The organism is Daejeonella sp. (genome assembly GCF_036405355.1).
GTDB lineage: Bacteria > Bacteroidota > Bacteroidia > Sphingobacteriales > Sphingobacteriaceae > Daejeonella.
In genome coordinates this window covers 1-17599 of record NZ_DASWXT010000064.1, presented here as the reverse complement: position 1 = coordinate 17599, position 17599 = coordinate 1, and the positions used below count along the sequence as shown (strand labels likewise).

13 protein-coding genes and 1 pseudogene are annotated in these 17599 nt (G+C 36.8%); all 14 read left to right on the top strand.

All coding sequences use genetic code 11. The features are described from left to right. The first annotated feature begins 806 nt into the window (after window positions 1-806). Window positions 807-2159 carry a UDP-glucose/GDP-mannose dehydrogenase family protein gene (locus VGE44_RS08160; protein WP_331077800.1) on the top strand — a complete coding sequence of 451 codons (1353 nt, stop codon included), beginning with the start codon at window positions 807-809 and terminating at the stop codon, window positions 2157-2159. Then, window positions 2149-3135: pseudogene (locus tag VGE44_RS08155) on the top strand (UDP-glucuronic acid decarboxylase family protein). The gene VGE44_RS08160 and the pseudogene VGE44_RS08155 overlap by 11 nt, the downstream one beginning before the upstream one ends. 312 nt (window positions 3136-3447) lie before the next feature. Next, complete coding sequence (locus tag VGE44_RS08150; protein WP_331077798.1) at window positions 3448-3984, top strand: nucleotidyltransferase domain-containing protein; 537 nt, start codon at window positions 3448-3450, stop codon at window positions 3982-3984. After that, the gene (locus VGE44_RS08145) at window positions 3981-4475 is read left to right on the top strand and encodes a UpxY family transcription antiterminator (protein ID WP_331077796.1); all 495 of its coding nucleotides are present in this window, start codon (window positions 3981-3983) and stop codon (window positions 4473-4475) included. The genes VGE44_RS08150 and VGE44_RS08145 overlap by 4 nt, the downstream gene beginning before the upstream one ends. 391 nt (window positions 4476-4866) lie before the next feature. Beyond that, the gene (gene gmd, locus VGE44_RS08140; protein ID WP_331077794.1) at window positions 4867-6003 is read left to right on the top strand and encodes a GDP-mannose 4,6-dehydratase; all 1137 of its coding nucleotides are present in this window, start codon (window positions 4867-4869) and stop codon (window positions 6001-6003) included. Window positions 6004-6187: 184 nt separating this feature from the next. Then, on the top strand, window positions 6188-8689 hold the full coding sequence (locus tag VGE44_RS08135) for an SLBB domain-containing protein (RefSeq protein WP_414649300.1): 2502 nt from the start codon (window positions 6188-6190) through the stop codon (window positions 8687-8689). 112 nt (window positions 8690-8801) lie between these two features. Further along, complete coding sequence (locus tag VGE44_RS08130; protein ID WP_331077790.1) at window positions 8802-9860, top strand: lipopolysaccharide biosynthesis protein; 1059 nt, start codon at window positions 8802-8804, stop codon at window positions 9858-9860. Window positions 9861-10100: 240 nt separating this feature from the next. After that, window positions 10101-11369 (top strand): nucleotide sugar dehydrogenase, encoded by a 1269-nt coding sequence (locus VGE44_RS08125; RefSeq protein WP_331077788.1) that lies wholly within the window; start codon window positions 10101-10103, stop codon window positions 11367-11369. A gap of 39 nt (window positions 11370-11408) precedes the next feature. Then, entirely contained in the window at window positions 11409-13199 is a 1791-nt protein-coding gene (locus VGE44_RS08120) for an ABC transporter ATP-binding protein (RefSeq protein WP_331077786.1), read from the top strand. A 5-nt stretch (window positions 13200-13204) separates the two neighbouring features. Further along, window positions 13205-14212, top strand: coding sequence for a UDP-N-acetylglucosamine 4,6-dehydratase (inverting) (gene pseB / locus VGE44_RS08115; RefSeq protein WP_331077784.1), 1008 nt, complete (start codon window positions 13205-13207; stop codon window positions 14210-14212). 19 nt (window positions 14213-14231) lie between these two features. Continuing rightward, the gene (gene pseC, locus VGE44_RS08110) at window positions 14232-15413 is read left to right on the top strand and encodes a UDP-4-amino-4,6-dideoxy-N-acetyl-beta-L-altrosamine transaminase (protein ID WP_331077782.1); all 1182 of its coding nucleotides are present in this window, start codon (window positions 14232-14234) and stop codon (window positions 15411-15413) included. Further along, a complete protein-coding gene (locus VGE44_RS08105) occupies window positions 15413-15949 on the top strand; it encodes a GNAT family protein (protein WP_331077780.1) in 537 nt (178 codons plus the stop codon). The genes pseC and VGE44_RS08105 overlap by 1 nt, the downstream gene beginning before the upstream one ends. Continuing rightward, entirely contained in the window at window positions 15939-16814 is an 876-nt protein-coding gene (locus VGE44_RS08100; protein ID WP_331077778.1) for an aldo/keto reductase, read from the top strand. Before VGE44_RS08105 ends, VGE44_RS08100 begins: the two co-directional genes overlap by 11 nt. Beyond that, on the top strand, window positions 16805-17578 hold the full coding sequence (locus tag VGE44_RS08095) for a glycosyltransferase family protein (protein ID WP_331077776.1): 774 nt from the start codon (window positions 16805-16807) through the stop codon (window positions 17576-17578). Before VGE44_RS08100 ends, VGE44_RS08095 begins: the two co-directional genes overlap by 10 nt. Window positions 17579-17599: the final 21 nt, after the last annotated feature.

Sequence of the window (17599 nt, the reverse complement as noted above, 5' to 3'; positions counted from 1 at the left end):
AAGGATAGCGCTATTTTCCTGCCTTCTTTCGATAAAAGTATAGTAGATCTTTTCACGTAAGGAGTGCTGACGGGGATAGATCGCATTTGACGGAGGTATGAAGGAAATTGACGGGTTAAGTTCTATTAAGCTAAAAATTGAAAGGTATAAATCCGATGTTGAATGCACTGCAAGACATTTCAGGTTTAAGAAAGCGTGGGGGATAGTGAATTTGAAAGTGATGGACTATTGAGCTCGTTTGTGATGGTTGTCATTCAGAGGAGCGAACTAGTTTCTGAATTTGTAGAAAATGTGAGGCGACGAAGAATCTCAGTCCTATGAGTATAAAATTTAGCTGCAGCAGGATCTATTTCTCTATTCTTGCGTGCTTTGTTTGTAGATTATAGTGTTATAATATTAATGGAGTGGTTCAAGCATTTTTAGGGCATCATCCTTATTACGGAGCAGTTGATTCCATGGTCATCCTGGCCCTCTCCGGGAGAGAGGGTTTGTAGATTTTGAAAGGATAATTCCAATTAAATACTTAATCAATTAAGTAGGATATCGCAGACAACAGGCAACAGATAACCGATTTCCAGCTATCAATCTCCCATACCCCTATCTTTTGTTCTCCCATTACCAATGCTTTTATTATTTTCGCTGCTTGATTAACATTTAACGTTCAGAATAACCGAATCAGGAATTTGTCAGGGGGATATTGTCGATGCATCATTTATTGATCAATTGTTCACTGGTTATGATTTTGATTTGGTGAATCATCTCGATGCGGAATCGTATGTTAATTGCTTCATTTAAACAAATACAATATGAAAATAGCGGTTATAGGAACCGGATATGTCGGTCTGGTGACTGGGACTTGCCTAGCAGAAACGGGTAATAATGTGATTTGTGTAGACATCAATGAAGATAAGGTGACTATGATGAAGTCAGGTCAATTGCCTATTTATGAACCGGGATTAGATGTCCTTTTTCACAGAAATATTGATCAGGGCAGGTTAAAATTCACTAATAATCTGGCGGAAGCTATAAGTGGTGCTCAGATTATTTTTCTTGCCTTACCTACACCTCCGGGCGGAGATGGATCTGCTGACCTGAGTTATGTGCTTGGAGCGGCCAGGGATATTGCATTACTAATTCAAGATTATAAAGTTATTGTCACAAAATCCACTGTGCCGGTTGGAACAGCTGACAAGGTTAAAGATGTATTCAAGGCTAATCTTTCGAAAGATATATTCACTGAAGGGCAGAATCTAGGAGATTGGGTAGATATCGTTTCGAATCCGGAATTCTTACGTGAGGGAGTGGCAGTTGAAGATTTTATGAAGCCGGATCGTATAGTGATTGGGACTTTAAGTGAAAGAGCTAAAAGATTAATGACAGAATTATATACACCTTATGTAAGGCAGGGAAACCCTATCATATATATGGATGAGCGTTCTTCTGAATTAACAAAATATGCTGCAAATTCTTTTTTAGCTACAAAAATTTCATTTATGAATGAGATAGCTAATCTGTGTGAAGTTGTTGGTGCAGATGTAGATGCGGTTCGGAGAGGAATAGGTTCTGATGAACGAATAGGGAAACGATTTTTATTTCCAGGGATAGGTTATGGTGGAAGCTGTTTTCCAAAAGATGTTCAGGCACTGGCTTTGTCTTCTTTACAGGTTAATTATGATTTCAGAATTCTTAACTCGGTTATGGAAGTAAATGATCTCCAAAAACTGGTTTTGGTAGAGAAGATTAAAAAGTATTATAACAACAATCTTAAAGGAAAGAAGTTCGCAATATGGGGTGTGGCTTTTAAGCCTGAAACAGATGATATAAGGGAAGCCCCTTCTCTTTACATAATTGATGAACTATTAAAACAAGAAGCCCTGATTTCTGTGTTTGATCCGGAGGCGATGGAGAATGTTAAGAGACAGATAGGTGATAGTATAATTTATGAAAGTGATCAATATGCTGTGTTGGAAAATGCAGATGCTTTAATTATCGCAACGGAATGGTCATTATTCAGAAACCCTGATTTTGAAAAGGTGAAAGGTCTTTTAAAATCAAAAGTTATATTTGATGGACGTAATTTATATGATTTACAAAAAATGATAGAAGAAGGTTTTTATTATAATAGTATAGGTAGAAAAATAATTGATAATGAATCTTAGGAAGAGGGTACTCATTACAGGTGCCGCTGGTTTTTTTGGATCACATTTATGTGATAGGTTTATTAGAGAAGGCTATCATGTAATTGGGATGGATAATCTCATTACCGGGTAGCTAAGAAATATTGAGCATCTGTTTAAATTGCAGAGTTTTGAGTTTTCTCATCATGATGTTTCAAAATTTGTCCATGTTCCAGGTAAACTGGATTATATCCTGCACTTTGCCTCGGCCAGGAGCCCTATTGATTATCTTAAAATTCCTATTCAAACATTAAAGGTTGGCTCTCTTGGGATACATAATTTACTGGGCTTAGCCCGTGCCAAAGGCTCCGGGATTTTGATAGCCTCCACTTCTGAGGTGTATGGTGACCCAACCATCAACCCCCAGCCAGAAGAGTATTGGGGTAATGTAAATCCTGTTGGTCCAAGAGGTGTCTATGATGAAGCTAAACGTTTTCAGGAAGCTATGACAATGGCTTATCATACTTTTCATGGTTTAGAAACAAGGATTGTACGCATATTTAATACTTATGTTCATCGTATGCGTTTAAATGATGTAAGGGCTTTACCCGCTTTTATCGGGCAAGCCTTAAGAGGAGAGAATCTAACGGTATTTGGAGACGGTAGTCAAACCAGATCTTTCTGTTATGTAGATGATTTGGTTGTAGGTATTTATCGCTTACTTTTAAGTGAGTATGCTCAGCCGATGAACATTGGTAATCCCGACGAAATTACGATAAGGGAGTTTGGAGAAGAAATTATCAAATTAACTGGAACAAGTCAGAAAATGGTGTACGAAAACTTACCTGTCGATGATCCAAAGCAAAGAAGACCAGATATTACCAAAGCAAAGGAGATCCTCAAATGGGAGCCTAAAGTAAGTAGGGCAAAAGGCTTAGCGATTACTTATGACTATTTCAGATCTTTACCTGAAAAGGAATTATTGCATAAGGATTTTAGTTATTTTAATAAAATATAAATGAGTTTCTGAAAATGTTGGCATCTGTGTTGTTAAAAATAAATCCTAATTAAACACCAATATCGATTAACATATTCCTATATTATTTAGCTGAGTATTTTTAAGTATAGTTGCGGGGAATAGTTCCCAAATTTTAATAAATTCTGTGGATGGTCATTCACTCAGAAAACTGAGATATCTTAAATGGCTTTACCTGGATTTTCAAACTTCAACTCATCTTGCTTGCGTATGAAATATCTATATTTTTCTTGTATTTCTAAAAATATGTTCTACTTTTGATATATATAATGAGTACTAATTATACTCAATATTATGCTCGAAAGTCTGATAACATCTAAAACGAGAATTAAGTTATTGCTTAAATTCTTTTTAAACATCAATAATCAGGGATATCTAAGGAGCCTTGAGGCTGAGTTTAATGAGAGTACCAATGGTATCCGGCAGGAACTTAATCGTTTTGAGCAAGCCGGGCTGTTATTGGCAGAATCAGAAGGTAATAAGAAGTTATATCGTGCAAATACCCTTCATCCCCTGTTCAAGGATCTGAACAGTATTATCAGAAAGTTTATTGGTGTAGAAGAAGTAATCGAACAGGTAATTGACCGTTTAGGAAATGTACAGCGTGTTTACCTTGAGGGGATGATAGCCCGTGGTCTTGATTCGGATATAATTGATCTGATGATAATAGGGGATAATATAGATCGTAATTACCTGAGTAATCTGGTCGAAAAGGCAGAGCCTCTGATCGGGAGGAAGATACGCTACCTTGTCTTTGAAGAGGCAGATGCAGAGGTTTATGTACAGAAGCATAATAAGGAGATGGTTTTAATTTTTGATCATTTAGCATGAATTGGTACGTACTCTATACAAAATCGCGTTGTGAAAAGGCCGTTGCAGATAAATTGGCCCAATTAGGTATAGAGGTATATTGTCCGCTGTTAAAAAGAAAGAAACTATGGAGCGATCGATGGAAATGGGTAGAAGAGCCTTTATTCAGATCCTATTGTTTTGTGGGTCTTGAGGATAAGGACAGAGATAGCGTATTTAAAGTCCATGGTGTAGTTCAATACGTTTATTATTGCGGGAAACCGGCAACAATCAGGGAAAAGGAGATGAATCTCCTCAAAAGCTGGCTGATGCAATATGATCATGATAGTATTGAGGCTAGTAATTTAAATGTGAACGACAGGATCAGAATACGTTCAGGAGCGTTGATGGATAAAGAAGCTGAAGTATTGGAGAGTAAGGGTAATTATGCACTTTTACTGTTAGAGGAACTTGGCCTGCAGGTTAAGGTTGATTTAAGAAAGAATATTGTAGAGAAGATTCAGGTTTCCTAAGGGTTTAACTGATAATACATTTTATATGGATGTCATATTGTAAAATGTGACTGAAGGGGCGGAGCCATACCTTGGGTGATTTGAAGATTTGGTAAATTGGAGATTTGAAAATGAGAAAAATCGATTTTAATTTTCTGGATTGTGGCCAAATAGGACCTGATAATATCTGGATGTGATTAGAGGATTTGATAATTTAAAGATTTGAAAATGAATGAGATCAGTCTAATTTATCTAAATTGTGGCCGCTAGGTCAGCGCCTTTACCAGTACAATGTTATTCTGATTTTAATTAAATGTCTTTATAATTATGAACGAAGCAAAATTATCAGTAGAATCAATATTTTCTAATTTAGTTCCTGGTATCTTAATACCCAATACTTAATACTATTTCTATGAAGACAGCGCTAATTACAGGCATTACTGGACAAGATGGGGCTTATTTGACAGAATTCCTGTTAAATAAAGGATATTTTGTTCATGGGATTAAAAGAAGAAGCTCAATGTTCAATACCGATAGAATTGATCATTTGTATCAGGATTCTCATGAAGCCAATCTTAAATTAAAATTACATTATGGCGATTTAACAGATTCGACTAATCTGATTCGCATTATACAGGAAACGCAGCCTGATGAGATTTATAATCTGGCTGCAATGAGTCATGTACAGGTGAGCTTTGAAACCCCTGAATATACAGGTAATGCTGATGGTTTAGGGACTCTTCGTATTCTTGAGGCAATAAGGATTCTAGGTTTAGAGAAGAAAACAAAGATTTATCAGGCTTCTACTTCAGAATTATATGGTTTAGTACAGGAAGTCCCTCAATCAGAAAGAACGCCTTTTTATCCACGTTCACCTTATGCAGTTGCGAAAATGTATGCCTACTGGATTACTGTTAATTACCGTGAAGCATATAATATGTTTGCTTGCAATGGTATTTTGTTCAATCATGAAAGCCCGGTTAGGGGAGAGACATTTGTAACACGTAAAATAACCAGAGCTACTGCTAAGATTGCTCTAGGCCTTCAGAATTGCTTGTACCTTGGAAATCTTTCAGCTCAACGCGATTGGGGTCATGCCAAAGATTATGTAGAGGCCATGTGGCTTATTTTGCAACAGGAGAAACCTGAGGATTTTGTTATTGCCACCGGAGTAACTACCACAGTTCGTGATTTTGTGAAAATGAGTTTCGCTGAATTGGGAATAGAAGTGGAGTTTAGCGGAAAAGATGAACAGGAAAGAGGGGTGATTATTGATGTCGATGAGGCTAAAGTGGAAAGCTTAAAGCTTAAAGCGGAAAGCTTAAGGCCAGGGACTACTGTAGTAAAAGTGGATCCTAAGTATTTCAGACCTACAGAAGTTGACTTACTTATCGGTGATCCGACAAAATCAAATACCAAACTGGGCTGGAAGCCGAAATATGATCTGGCTGCCCTTGTAAAAGAAATGGTATTGTCTGATCTTCATCTGATGAAAAAGGATGAGTATCTGAAAGATGGGGGATTTAATACTTTGAATTATTTTGAATAGAGTATCAAGTATTGAGTATCAAGATGGAAGGCTGCTGAATTTGATATTAACTGTATTCAGTCAGATAACTAGTGACAGATTTCTTATGTATTCCCGTGTCAAAACTTAATAACCAAAATAAAATTACCAAATATCGGGTACTCTTTAATAAAGAAGATTAATTAGCTTTGCGGAATTGCATTTTATGAAGATGAACAAATTTTTCAGCCTTTTGGCTCTCCTTGTCCTGGTAAGTATAAGTATTCCTGCTTTTTCACAGGTGAATCCCCAGAATCTGAATAATATACGTGTCGATGAACTGAGCGATGATCAGGTAAGATCTTTTATGCGTCAGGCAGAAGCAAGTGGAATGGGTGATGCTCAGCTTGAACAAATGGCGCAGGCTCGTGGGATGCGTCCTGAAGAGATTAAAAAACTAAGGGACCGTGTTGATAAATTAAAAAAAGACGATAAAAAGCAGTCTTCAGACCTGGATCCTAATAAAGTTAAGCCTAAAAAGGAATCGGGGGACAGGGAAATGAATTTTGAGCAGGATAGTACCCAGTTACAAAAGGATCCAGAAACAGAAGCAGAGAAGGCATTCAATGAACTCCGCTCAAAAATATTCGGGGCAGATTTGTTCAAAAATTCTAAATTAACTTTTGAGCCTAATCTGAGTATTGCAACTCCTAAGAATTATGTGGTTGGCCCAAATGATGAATTGTTGATTGATATTTATGGGAACTCAGAAGCTTCGTATAATCTCAAAGTAAGTCCGGAAGGGAATATTAATATAGAATATGTGGGAATTATTCCAGTTGCCGGACTGACGATTGAGGCCGCAACTTCCAGGATTCGTTCCCGATTATCAACAGTATACAGTGGATTGCGTAATGGAAACACTAATCTGAATATAGCTGTTGGAAACATACGAAGTATAAAAGTTATACTTACCGGTGAGATTGTTAAGCCGGGAACTTATACACTTCCATCCCTGGCTAATGTATTTAATGCCTTATATTCATCTGGTGGACCAACAGAGAATGGCTCCTTCAGGTCGATCGAATTGATACGTGGAGGGAAGAAAATAGCGACCCTTGATATTTATGATTTCCTGATGAAAGGGGAAATGGCTGATAATTTAAGATTACAGGATCAGGATATTATTCGCGTGCCGGTGTATGAATCGCGCATAGAAATTGTTGGAGAGGTAAAACGTCCAGGAATATTTGAATTGCGCTCAGGAGAGTCTTTCAAAGACCTCATCAATTTTGCAGGTGATTTCACTGAGAATGCATTCAGGGCCAGAGTGAAGGTCTTAAAGAATACAGAAATTGAGCGGAAGATAGCCGATATAAGTTTAGATAAATTTTCGGAATACAAACCGAATACCGGAGATAAATATTTTGTGGATCGTGTACTGGAGCGCTTTGTCAATCGTGTTAGTATTGAGGGTGCAGTTTTCCGTCCCGGAGCCTATGAGCTGGAACAAGGTTTAACATTATCTCAATTAGTCCGTAAGGCAGAAGGTTTGAAGGAAGATGCGTTCAGGCAAAGGGCGTATATCACCCGATTAAAACCGGATAATCAAACTGAGTTGATCTCAGTTGATCTTGCAGGAGTATTGAATGGTAGTGTAAAGGATATTCCATTACTTAGGGAAGATATTATTAGTGTTTCATCTATATTCGACCTGAAAGAGGAGTATAAAATAAGCATTGATGGGGAAGTTCGTGAGCCCGGAACCTTTGACTATGCAGAAAGAATGACCTTAGAAGAGTTAATTCTCAAGGCTGGTGGATTTACGGAGGCAGCAACTGCCCAGCGGGTTGAAATCTCCAGACGAGTGAAAAACAGTAATTTAACTGCTGCTGATGCAATTACCGCACAAGTTTTTCAGGTAGATATTGACAAGGATTTGAATTTCTCTAAACCTAAATTTGAATTGCAGCCCTTTGATATAATTTCAGTAAGAAGTTCTATAGGTTATGAAGTACAACGCCAGGTGAAAGTTGAAGGTGAGGTATTATATCCCGGCATGTATACCATTATAAATAAGGATGAACGGGTATCTGATTTGTTAAGGCGCGCCGGTGGTTTAACAGCACTTGGTTACGCAAAAGGTGCATCATTAAAGCGTGAAGGTCCGGCAAAAACCGATGGCAAAAATTCTATTGATCAGAATGAAGAAGAGCAAAATAAAATAGCTAAGCTTCAGCGTTTACAGGAAAATGTAAAAGATACAGTTGGAACCAAAGTTCAGGAAGAAATATTGAAAAATGTTTATGTAGGTATAGAACTTGATAAAATACTTGAAAATCCCGGAACTCAGGCCGATTTGATACTTGAAGAAGGTGATGTCTTAAGAATTCCTAAACAATTACAAACTGTAAAAGTCAATGGAGAGGTTTTATATCCTGTTACTACTATTTTTAGTCAGGGAAGGGGCTTTAAGCATTACATTTCACAAGGAGGGGGTTTTTCCAATAAATCTTTGAAAAGACGATCTTATGTAATTTATGCGAATGGTTCTGTAAGAAGTACATCAAAGATATTTTTCTTCAATAATTATCCCTCAATAGAACCTGGGGCAGAGCTTTTTGTTCCGCAAAAGGAGGATAAAAGACCTTTAAGCGCTGCAGAAATTGTCGGGGTTTCAAGTGGATTGGCATCCCTGGCTGTTATAATATTGAATTTAGTGAAATAGCCAAATTTTAGTTTATTTAAAATAGATATATCGGTTAAATTGAGATTATTTAATTTTTGATTTCCGAATATTATTACCCCAAAGTTTTCTGTCATACTTAATAATTAAATATATGAATAGTGTACATTCTGAAGTTGAGGAAATTTCAATTACAGATTTAGTGTTGAAGCTAAAAGAGTGGTGGAGATTTCTTTTGTACAATTGGATATATATTGCAATTGCTGGGGTAATTGGAGGTGGAATAGGCTTAATTTACGCAAATTCTCAAAAACCGGGCTATATTGCTGAGCTGAATTTCGCTTTAGAAGATGCACAGTCCCAAGGTGGTTTGGGAGGTTATGCAGGCTTAGCATCAATGGTAGGTGTTGATCTGGGTGGTAGTGGTGGTGGGGCTTTTTCGGGTGAAAATTTGATTGAGTTTATGAAGTCTCGTGCGATGATAGAGAAGACACTTTTGTCCACAATAGAAGGTAACTCAAAAAGCCAAACTTTAGCTAATTTGTACATTGATATAAATCAATACAGAAAAAGCTGGGAAGATGACCCAAAACTTAAGGAAGTACAGTTTTTGCCATTAAGTGATAGAACGAAATTTACACGGTCTCAAGATAGTATTTTGGGTAAATTCTATAAGGATCTGATCAAGAATAATCTTACCATTGTAAAAAAAGACAAGAAAATAGGAATAATATCTGTAATTGTGAATTCCGGAAGTGAAACATTTTCCAAAGCTTTCGCTCAGACATTAGTAAAAAAAGTATCAGAGTTCTATATTGAAACCAAAACTAAAAAATCAGTTGATAATCTTGCTATACTTCAATATCAAACAGACTCTGTTAGAAGAGCCTTGAATTCAGCTTTTTCAGGCGTAGCTTCAGCGGTAGATTTAAATCCCAATCCAAATTTATCTAGGCAAGTTTTGAGAGTTCCACAGCAAGTGCGACAAGTAGATATTCAGGCAAATCAAGCGATATTAACCCAGCTGGTAACTAATCTGGAAATTGCAAAAGTTTCACTCAGAAAGGAAACTCCTTTGATTCAGATCATAGATAATCCAATTCTACCATTAGAAGTGACAAGATTCGGGAAATTAAAAGGAATTATATTAGGTGGATTTATTGCAGGATTTATTGCAGTTTGTATTTTGGTTATGAGAAAAATATTTCGATGATTATCTCTTTACGATAAATTATATTTCTAAATAGCTTGAATTAAATTTGCCGGCTATTATAAAATCCAAATAAGATTGAAAGGCATGTGTTATTAAATAACTGCTGCAAGTACCAACAAAAAGAGAAAATACATTTATTCCCCATTATCATAATAAATATCAAGGCACTTTTATAATATTAGATTTGGCATTATAGTTCACAGCATGAGCTGGTTCTATCAAACTTTAGTTTGTATCAATATGAATGACATTTACAAAAAGAGAGTCGGAGTAATAGGACTTGGGTATGTAGGCTTACCATTGGCAGTTGAATTTGGCAGAAGGAATAACACTGTAGGATTTGATATTAATACAACTCGTATACAAGAACTAAGCGAAGGTGTAGACCGGACAAAAGAGTCGAATATGGAAGAGATTAAAAGCTCTTCAAAATTAACATTTTCATCAGATATAAATGATCTGACATCTTGTGATATTTATATAGTTACGGTACCTACACCAATTGATCAATTTAAGGCACCTGATCTCAAGCCCCTTATAAAAGCATCAGAAATGATAGCTACGGTGCTGAATCCGGGCGATATCGTTATATATGAAAGTACTGTTTATCCTGGTTGTACGGAGGAAGATTGTGTACCAGTACTGGAGGAGGTTAGTGGCTTATCTTTTAATAAAGATTTCTTTTGCGGGTACTCACCAGAACGCATTAATCCGGGAGACAAAGTAAATACTTTAACTAAGATTAAAAAAGTTACTTCTGGTTCCACTCCCGAAATAGCAGATATAGTTGATGAGCTTTATAAGACGATTATTACTGCTGGCACCCATAAAGCTCCCAATATTAAAGTTGCTGAAGCCTCTAAAGCGATAGAAAATGCTCAGAGAGATGTGAATATTTCGTTTGTTAACGAGCTGGCTCTAATATTTGACAGGATAGGAATAGATACACAGGATGTAATTGAAGCAGCTGGAACTAAATGGAATTTTCTAAAATATAAACCAGGATTGGTTGGCGGGCATTGTATAGGTGTTGATCCATACTATTTAGCTCATAAGGCTGAGTCCTTAGGTTATCATCCACAAGTTATTTTGTCAGGGAGGAGGGTAAATGATAATATGGGGATGTTCGTTGCGAATAAAGTTATTAAATTAATGATAAAAAAAGGGCACCGTATAGATGGTTCTCGAGCCCTTATTTTAGGCATGACATTTAAAGAAAATTGCCCTGATATCAGAAATTCGAGGGTAATAGATATTTACAAGGAGCTTAAGCAGTTTGGTCTTAAAATAGAGGTATTTGATCCTCATGCTGATAAGGAGGAGGTACAACAGGAATATAAAGTTCAGCTGGTTTCTGAAATTTCCAAAAAATATGATGCTATAATCCTGGCTGTCAGTCATGATGAATTTGCTCTTTTAGACTATAGAGGTTTAAAGAATGGTGACAATGCCATTATTTACGATACAAAGGCATTTCTTGACCGTGAGATTGTTGATTCCAGGCTTTAATATTAAACCAATGGATAGAAATGGGTATGTTCGCATAGTATGATCAGACGAGCAAAGTTTTTTTTATCAATCTTCTTGGCCAGCGAACTTCGTCATGGTATGTTTATTCTATTGCTAGCGATGGTAGTTTCTTTATTAGAAATTGTTGGAATTGCATCGATGATGCCTTTCTTTGCACTCATAGGTAATCCCCAGTCAATAAGCACTAATGGCATATTATCATTCCTTTATGCCTCATTTGGCTTTGAAACTTATTCAAGTTTCATTATGTTCATTGGGGTAGCTGTAATTGGAGTTATAGCGTTTTCCAATTTAGTTAAGGGTATTTCGGCACATTATACCAACCTTTTTACTGGTTCATTGCGGCAATCATTGCAATCCCGATTATTAAAAAGCTATGTTAATCAACCATACAAATATTTCCTGGGTAAAAATACATCAGAACTAAATAAAATCATTTGGTCTGATATTGAATTCGTTATTGGGTATGGGGTAACGCCATTATTACAAATGTTTTCGAACATAATTTTGCTATTTCTGGCTATAATACTGATATCAATTGTACAATTTAAGGTTGCCGTTTCAATAATGTTACTGGTATCATCATTCGCATTGATTTTTTGGATTTATTTGAGGAACAGAAGCCAAAATACTGCTACAAGACGAGGAGAAGCAGCTAAACATAGCTATATTGTACTAAACGAGGTTCTGGGAGGGATAAAAGATGTTAAAGTCTACCAAAAGGAGAGCAATTTTATTGAAAAGTTCAATAAGAATAATAAGATATATGCCAACCTTTGGGCTAAATCGACTACTGTAGCTCAATTGCCAAAGTTCGTTTTGGAAACAGTAGCTTTCAGCTTGCTTATAGGTGTAACTTTAATTATGTTATATACTTTGAAAGACATAGGAGAATTATTACCGGTATTGGGTGTTTACGCATTTGCAGCATATAAGATAATTCCTGCTATTCAGATCATATTCCAGGGCATTTCTTCACTAAAACAAGGCTGGCCTTCCCTTCAGATAATTCAACATGATTTACAAAGCACTGAAGCAGAAGAAGATATTAAGTCATTAATAATGGAGATACCATTTTCAAATTCTATAAAACTCAATTCTATAGTATATCGGTATCCAAACTCGGACCGTAAAATCCTTGATGGGCTAGATTTAACTATTAATTGTAATTCTACTGTTGGAATTGTGGGAGGGACAGGAGCCGGAAAGACAACTTTAGTGGATCTGCTTTTGGGCCTTCATGAACCTGAGAGCGGGACAATTTCCGTTGATAGCCTTGTTATATGCCATGAGAATATACATGCGTGGAAAAATATGATTGGGTATGTTCCTCAAACGATTTTCCTAACAGATGCGACGATAACAGAGAACATTGCTTTTGGATTAGGATTTGATGAAATTGATTTTGACAATGTCAAACGCGCATCTAAACTTGCAAGCTTAGATGAATTTATCATGAACGATCTTCCTGACCAGTACAATACAATTGTTGGTGAACGTGGGGTCAGACTTTCCGGAGGGCAAAGACAGCGTTTAGGTATTGCCAGGGCGCTTTACAGAAATCCTAAAGTCCTGATACTTGATGAGGCCACCTCATCACTTGATAATATCACTGAAACATACATTATCAAGGCTCTTGATAATATTAAAGGTTCATGTACCATAATAATAATAGCTCACCGATTTACTACCATTCAGAAATGCGATAATATAATCATATTAAAAGATGGGCAAATTGTTGATGAGGGAATCTACAATGAACTTATTGAGACTAGCAAAGAATTTAAAAAACTAAGCCTCACGAATTAATAACTATGTTAAATAATAAATCAATACTCATTACAGGAGGGACAGGTTCCCTGGGTAAGGCACTTACATCGCATATTCTGAGTAAATATCCAAGCGTTAAGCGACTTGTTATTTTTTCACGCGACGAGCAAAAACAATTTCAAATGGCTCAGGATTATCCTGAGTCCAAATATCCTCAGGTACGGTTTTTTATTGGTGATGTAAGGGATAAGGAAAGGTTGATCAGAGCATTTAAGGGTGTTGATTTCGTGATACATGCTGCAGCGATGAAACATGTGCCGATTGCAGAATATAACCCGGATGAATGTATCAAAACCAATATCAATGGTGCACAGAATGTAATTGATGCTTGCTTTCAAACAGCAGTTCAGCGTGTTGTTGCCTTGTCTACAGATAAGGCTTGCGCACCAATCAATTTATATGGAGCCACAAAACTTACCTCTGACAAGTTGTTTGTAGCAGCAAATAATATAAAAGGCGAAAATCCAATAATTTTTTCAGTCGTTCGATATGGTAACGTAATGGGTTCTAACGGCTCAGTTATTCCATTTTTTCTTAAGAAAAAAGCTGATGGTGTTTTGCCAATAACAGATCCGAATATGACCCGTTTTAACATTTCTCTTGACGGTGGTGTTGATATGGTTATGCATGCACTTGAACATGCCTGGGGTGGTGAGATATTCGTACCTAAAATTCCGTCATATAAAATTACCGATGTCGCCAATGCAATTGCACCTGGATGTAAACACGAAATTGTGGGAATCAGACCTGGTGAAAAGGTTCATGAAGAGATGATTACACCTTCAGATTCTTTCTATACCTATGATCTTGGCAAGTATTTTACGATATTGCCTGCAACTCATAAATGGTCTTTAAGTGATTTTAAGCAAAAATTTACTGCTAAAAAAGTCGAGGAAGGTTTTGCTTACAATTCTGGAAATAACCAGGAATGGGAGACCGTTGAAACCTTACGTGCTCTGATTAAGGAACATGTTGATCCTTCTTTTTCATGAATTCCTTTCTTAACTGAATATGATACCCTACGGAAGACAATATATTACTGAAGAGGATGTAGAAGAGGTTATAAAGGCTCTGAGGTCAGATTTTATGACGCAGGGACCAGCCATAAAGACATTTGAAGAGAATTTTGCGAAATATATTGGCGCCAGATATGCTGTAGCCATCTCGAATGGTACCGCAGCACTACATCTATCAGCGCTGGCGCTTAATTTGGGACCAGGCGATAAAGTTATAACCAGCCCAATCACCTTTGCTGCTTCAGCTAATTGTGTCCGTTATTGTGGAGCTGATGTTGTTTTTGCTGACATAGATCCTAAAACCTATTTGCTGGATATAGCTAAAGTAGAGGCACTTTTGCAAGCATCTCCTAAAGGAACTTATAAAGGAATTATTCCGGTTGATTTTGCCGGCAGGGCGGTCGACCTTCAGGCATTTAAAAAACTTGCGAATGAGTATGATTGCTGGTTAATTGAAGATGCCTGCCACGCTCCGGGCGCATACTTTACTGATAATGACAGGGTTCAGCAAAACTCTGGAAACGGTGCTTTTGCAGACCTGGCCATTTTTTCATTTCATCCGGTAAAACACATAGCAACAGGTGAAGGCGGAATGATTACCACCAATGACGAAAAGCTTTATAACAAACTTTTGATGCTTAGGACGCACGGCATCACTCGCAATTCAGATCTCTTTAAAAACGATCCTTCTTTTGCAACTGGTCAGGAATCTGACTCTTACCCAGGATGGTATATGGAAATGCAAACATTAGGCTTTAATTACAGAATAACCGATTTCCAATCGGCTCTAGGTTCAAGTCAACTCAAACGAGCCGATTCTGGTTTGAAAAGAAGAAGAGAAATTGCCTCTAGGTACAACGAGTTTTTTTCGGATAAATCTTATATAAGGGGCCACAGCGGCAATGTAGAGGGACACGCATACCATTTATATGTGATTGAAACTCAGGATCGGCTTGGATTGTATAATTATTTACGAGAAAGGGATATTTTCCCTCAGGTGCACTATATTCCATGTCATTTGATGCCTTATTATCGGGACCTGGGCTGGAAAGAGGGAGACTTACCATTGGCCGAGCAATATTATAGACAGTGTCTGAGTTTGCCAATGTACCCTACCTTATCAGATGATGAGCAGGAATTTGTCATAGCATCAATCAGAGATTATTTTAATAACTAATGATTGCCACGCTGAATTCTAAAAGGTTAAGTTTAAGGCCTTTGAATTTAACTCATTGTACAACTGAATATGTTGCATGGATGAACAATCAAGAGGTTTTTAGGTATCTCGAAACAGGCGGCAACTACAAAATTGAGGATCTTAGAAAATATTTGGAAAGTGTGGAAGCTAATGATTCCATGCTATTTTGGGCGATTCATTTAAAAGAAGGTGGAAAGCATATAGGCAATATAAAGATAGATCCTGTAAATAAGCGACACGGCTTAGGTGAGTATGGAATTATGATGGGTGATTCCGATGAATGGGGTAAGGGTTATGCTAAAGAAGCTTCAGAGATAGTTATTGATCATTGCTTTCGTGAACTTCGATTAAGAAAAATCACTTTGGGCGTTGTGGAAGATAATTCTGCAGCATTGAATTTATATAGAAAGCTGGGATTTTCAACTGAGGGTGTTTACAGGGATCATGGATATTATGATGGTAAGCTTTGTAATCTGATCCGAATGGCAATTTTTAATCCAACTGATGCCAGATAAGATTCAAAAGCTAATCCTGGGAACGGTACAATTTGGATTAGACTATGGTATAAATAATCCGGCAGGGAAGCCTAGGGAGAGTGAAGTTGAAAAAATATTAATTCGCGCTTATGAAAGTGGAATTCGATGTTTAGACACTGCAGAGGCATATGGAACTGCCCATAGAATTATTGGCAATTTTCATATAAAGTATCCTGATATACGTTTTGATATCATTACAAAAATACCAGGCAATTTTCATGGATCAATTACTACAAAAATTGAATCTTATCTAAATGAGTTGAATGTTGATAACTTAAAAGGCTTTTTATTTCATTCATTCGAATCATATCAAATCAATAAGGACGAGATTGTTAAATTAAGTGCCTTAAAAGCTCAAGGTCAGATCGAATCAATAGGAGTTTCTGCTTACACTAATTTACAAATTGAGGAGATATTGCAAGACGAATTTATCGATATTATACAGCTGCCATTTAACCTATTGGACAATATTAATCTTCGGGGAGAAATGTTGAGTAAAATAAATGATAGTGGGAAAAAAGTCCATACCCGGTCTGCTTTTCTGCAAGGATTATTTTTTGTTGAATCTGATAGTGACAATAAGATTGCAAGGTCTTTAAAACCGGAATTGGATTATCTAAAAAACATGGCGATTGGGAATAATATTTCAATTCAAAAACTCGCAATTAATTATTGTCTTCAACAGCCTTTGATTCAAAATGTATTGATAGGGGTTGATAATCTGGATCAGCTAAACCAAAACCTATCTGATGCTAGCTACTTATTGCCATCTAATTTAATTAATCAAATTGATGAGATCACGGTCAAACAAGTTGATTTGCTAAACCCTTCATTATGGAATTAGAACAGACTATTTTGGTTTCTCAGGCCAGATCAGGTAGCACAAGGTTACCTAAAAAAGTGCTTTTAAAAATTCAGGGGCAAGAATTGCTGAACATACAGCTTACACGTTTACAGAATTGTAAGGAGATAGATAAAATTATTATTGCAACTACAACAGATCCTGAAGACAATACGATTGCCAGTCTTTGCAAAACCTGGAATGTCGCAGTAAGCAGAGGACAAATTAATGATGTTTTGGATAGGTATTATCAGGCAGTGCTTCCCTTCAAACCGAAATGGGTAGTTCGTGTGACATCTGATTGCCCCCTAATCGATCCGGAACTGGTAGATGCAGTAGTTAAGTTTGCAAAAGTAAATGAAGCTGACTATGCATCAAATATTCTTTTGGAACGCTTTCCGGATGGACAGGATGTTGAAGTTTTTAAATTTGAAGCATTGGAGAAAGCCTGGAAAGAAGCTGAACTTCTATCAGAGAGAGAACACGTTACTCCTTATCTGCGTAAGAACTGTACTTTCAATGGTGGTAAACTTTTCAGTTCAGCTAATTTTTCCTGCGTAGATGATTTTTCAGACATACGCATGACGGTCGATGAGCCCAGAGATTTTGACCTGATGTCTAAGTTAGTTGAAGATCTTGGTACTAAGGAATCCTGGTTAACATATACCAGGCATATAATCTCAAATCAGTACAATAAAATTAACAGTAATATTATAAGAAACGAAGGAATGCTAAAATCCTTAAAAGACGATAATTTAAATGGGTAGCGGACAAGAATTATACAAAAA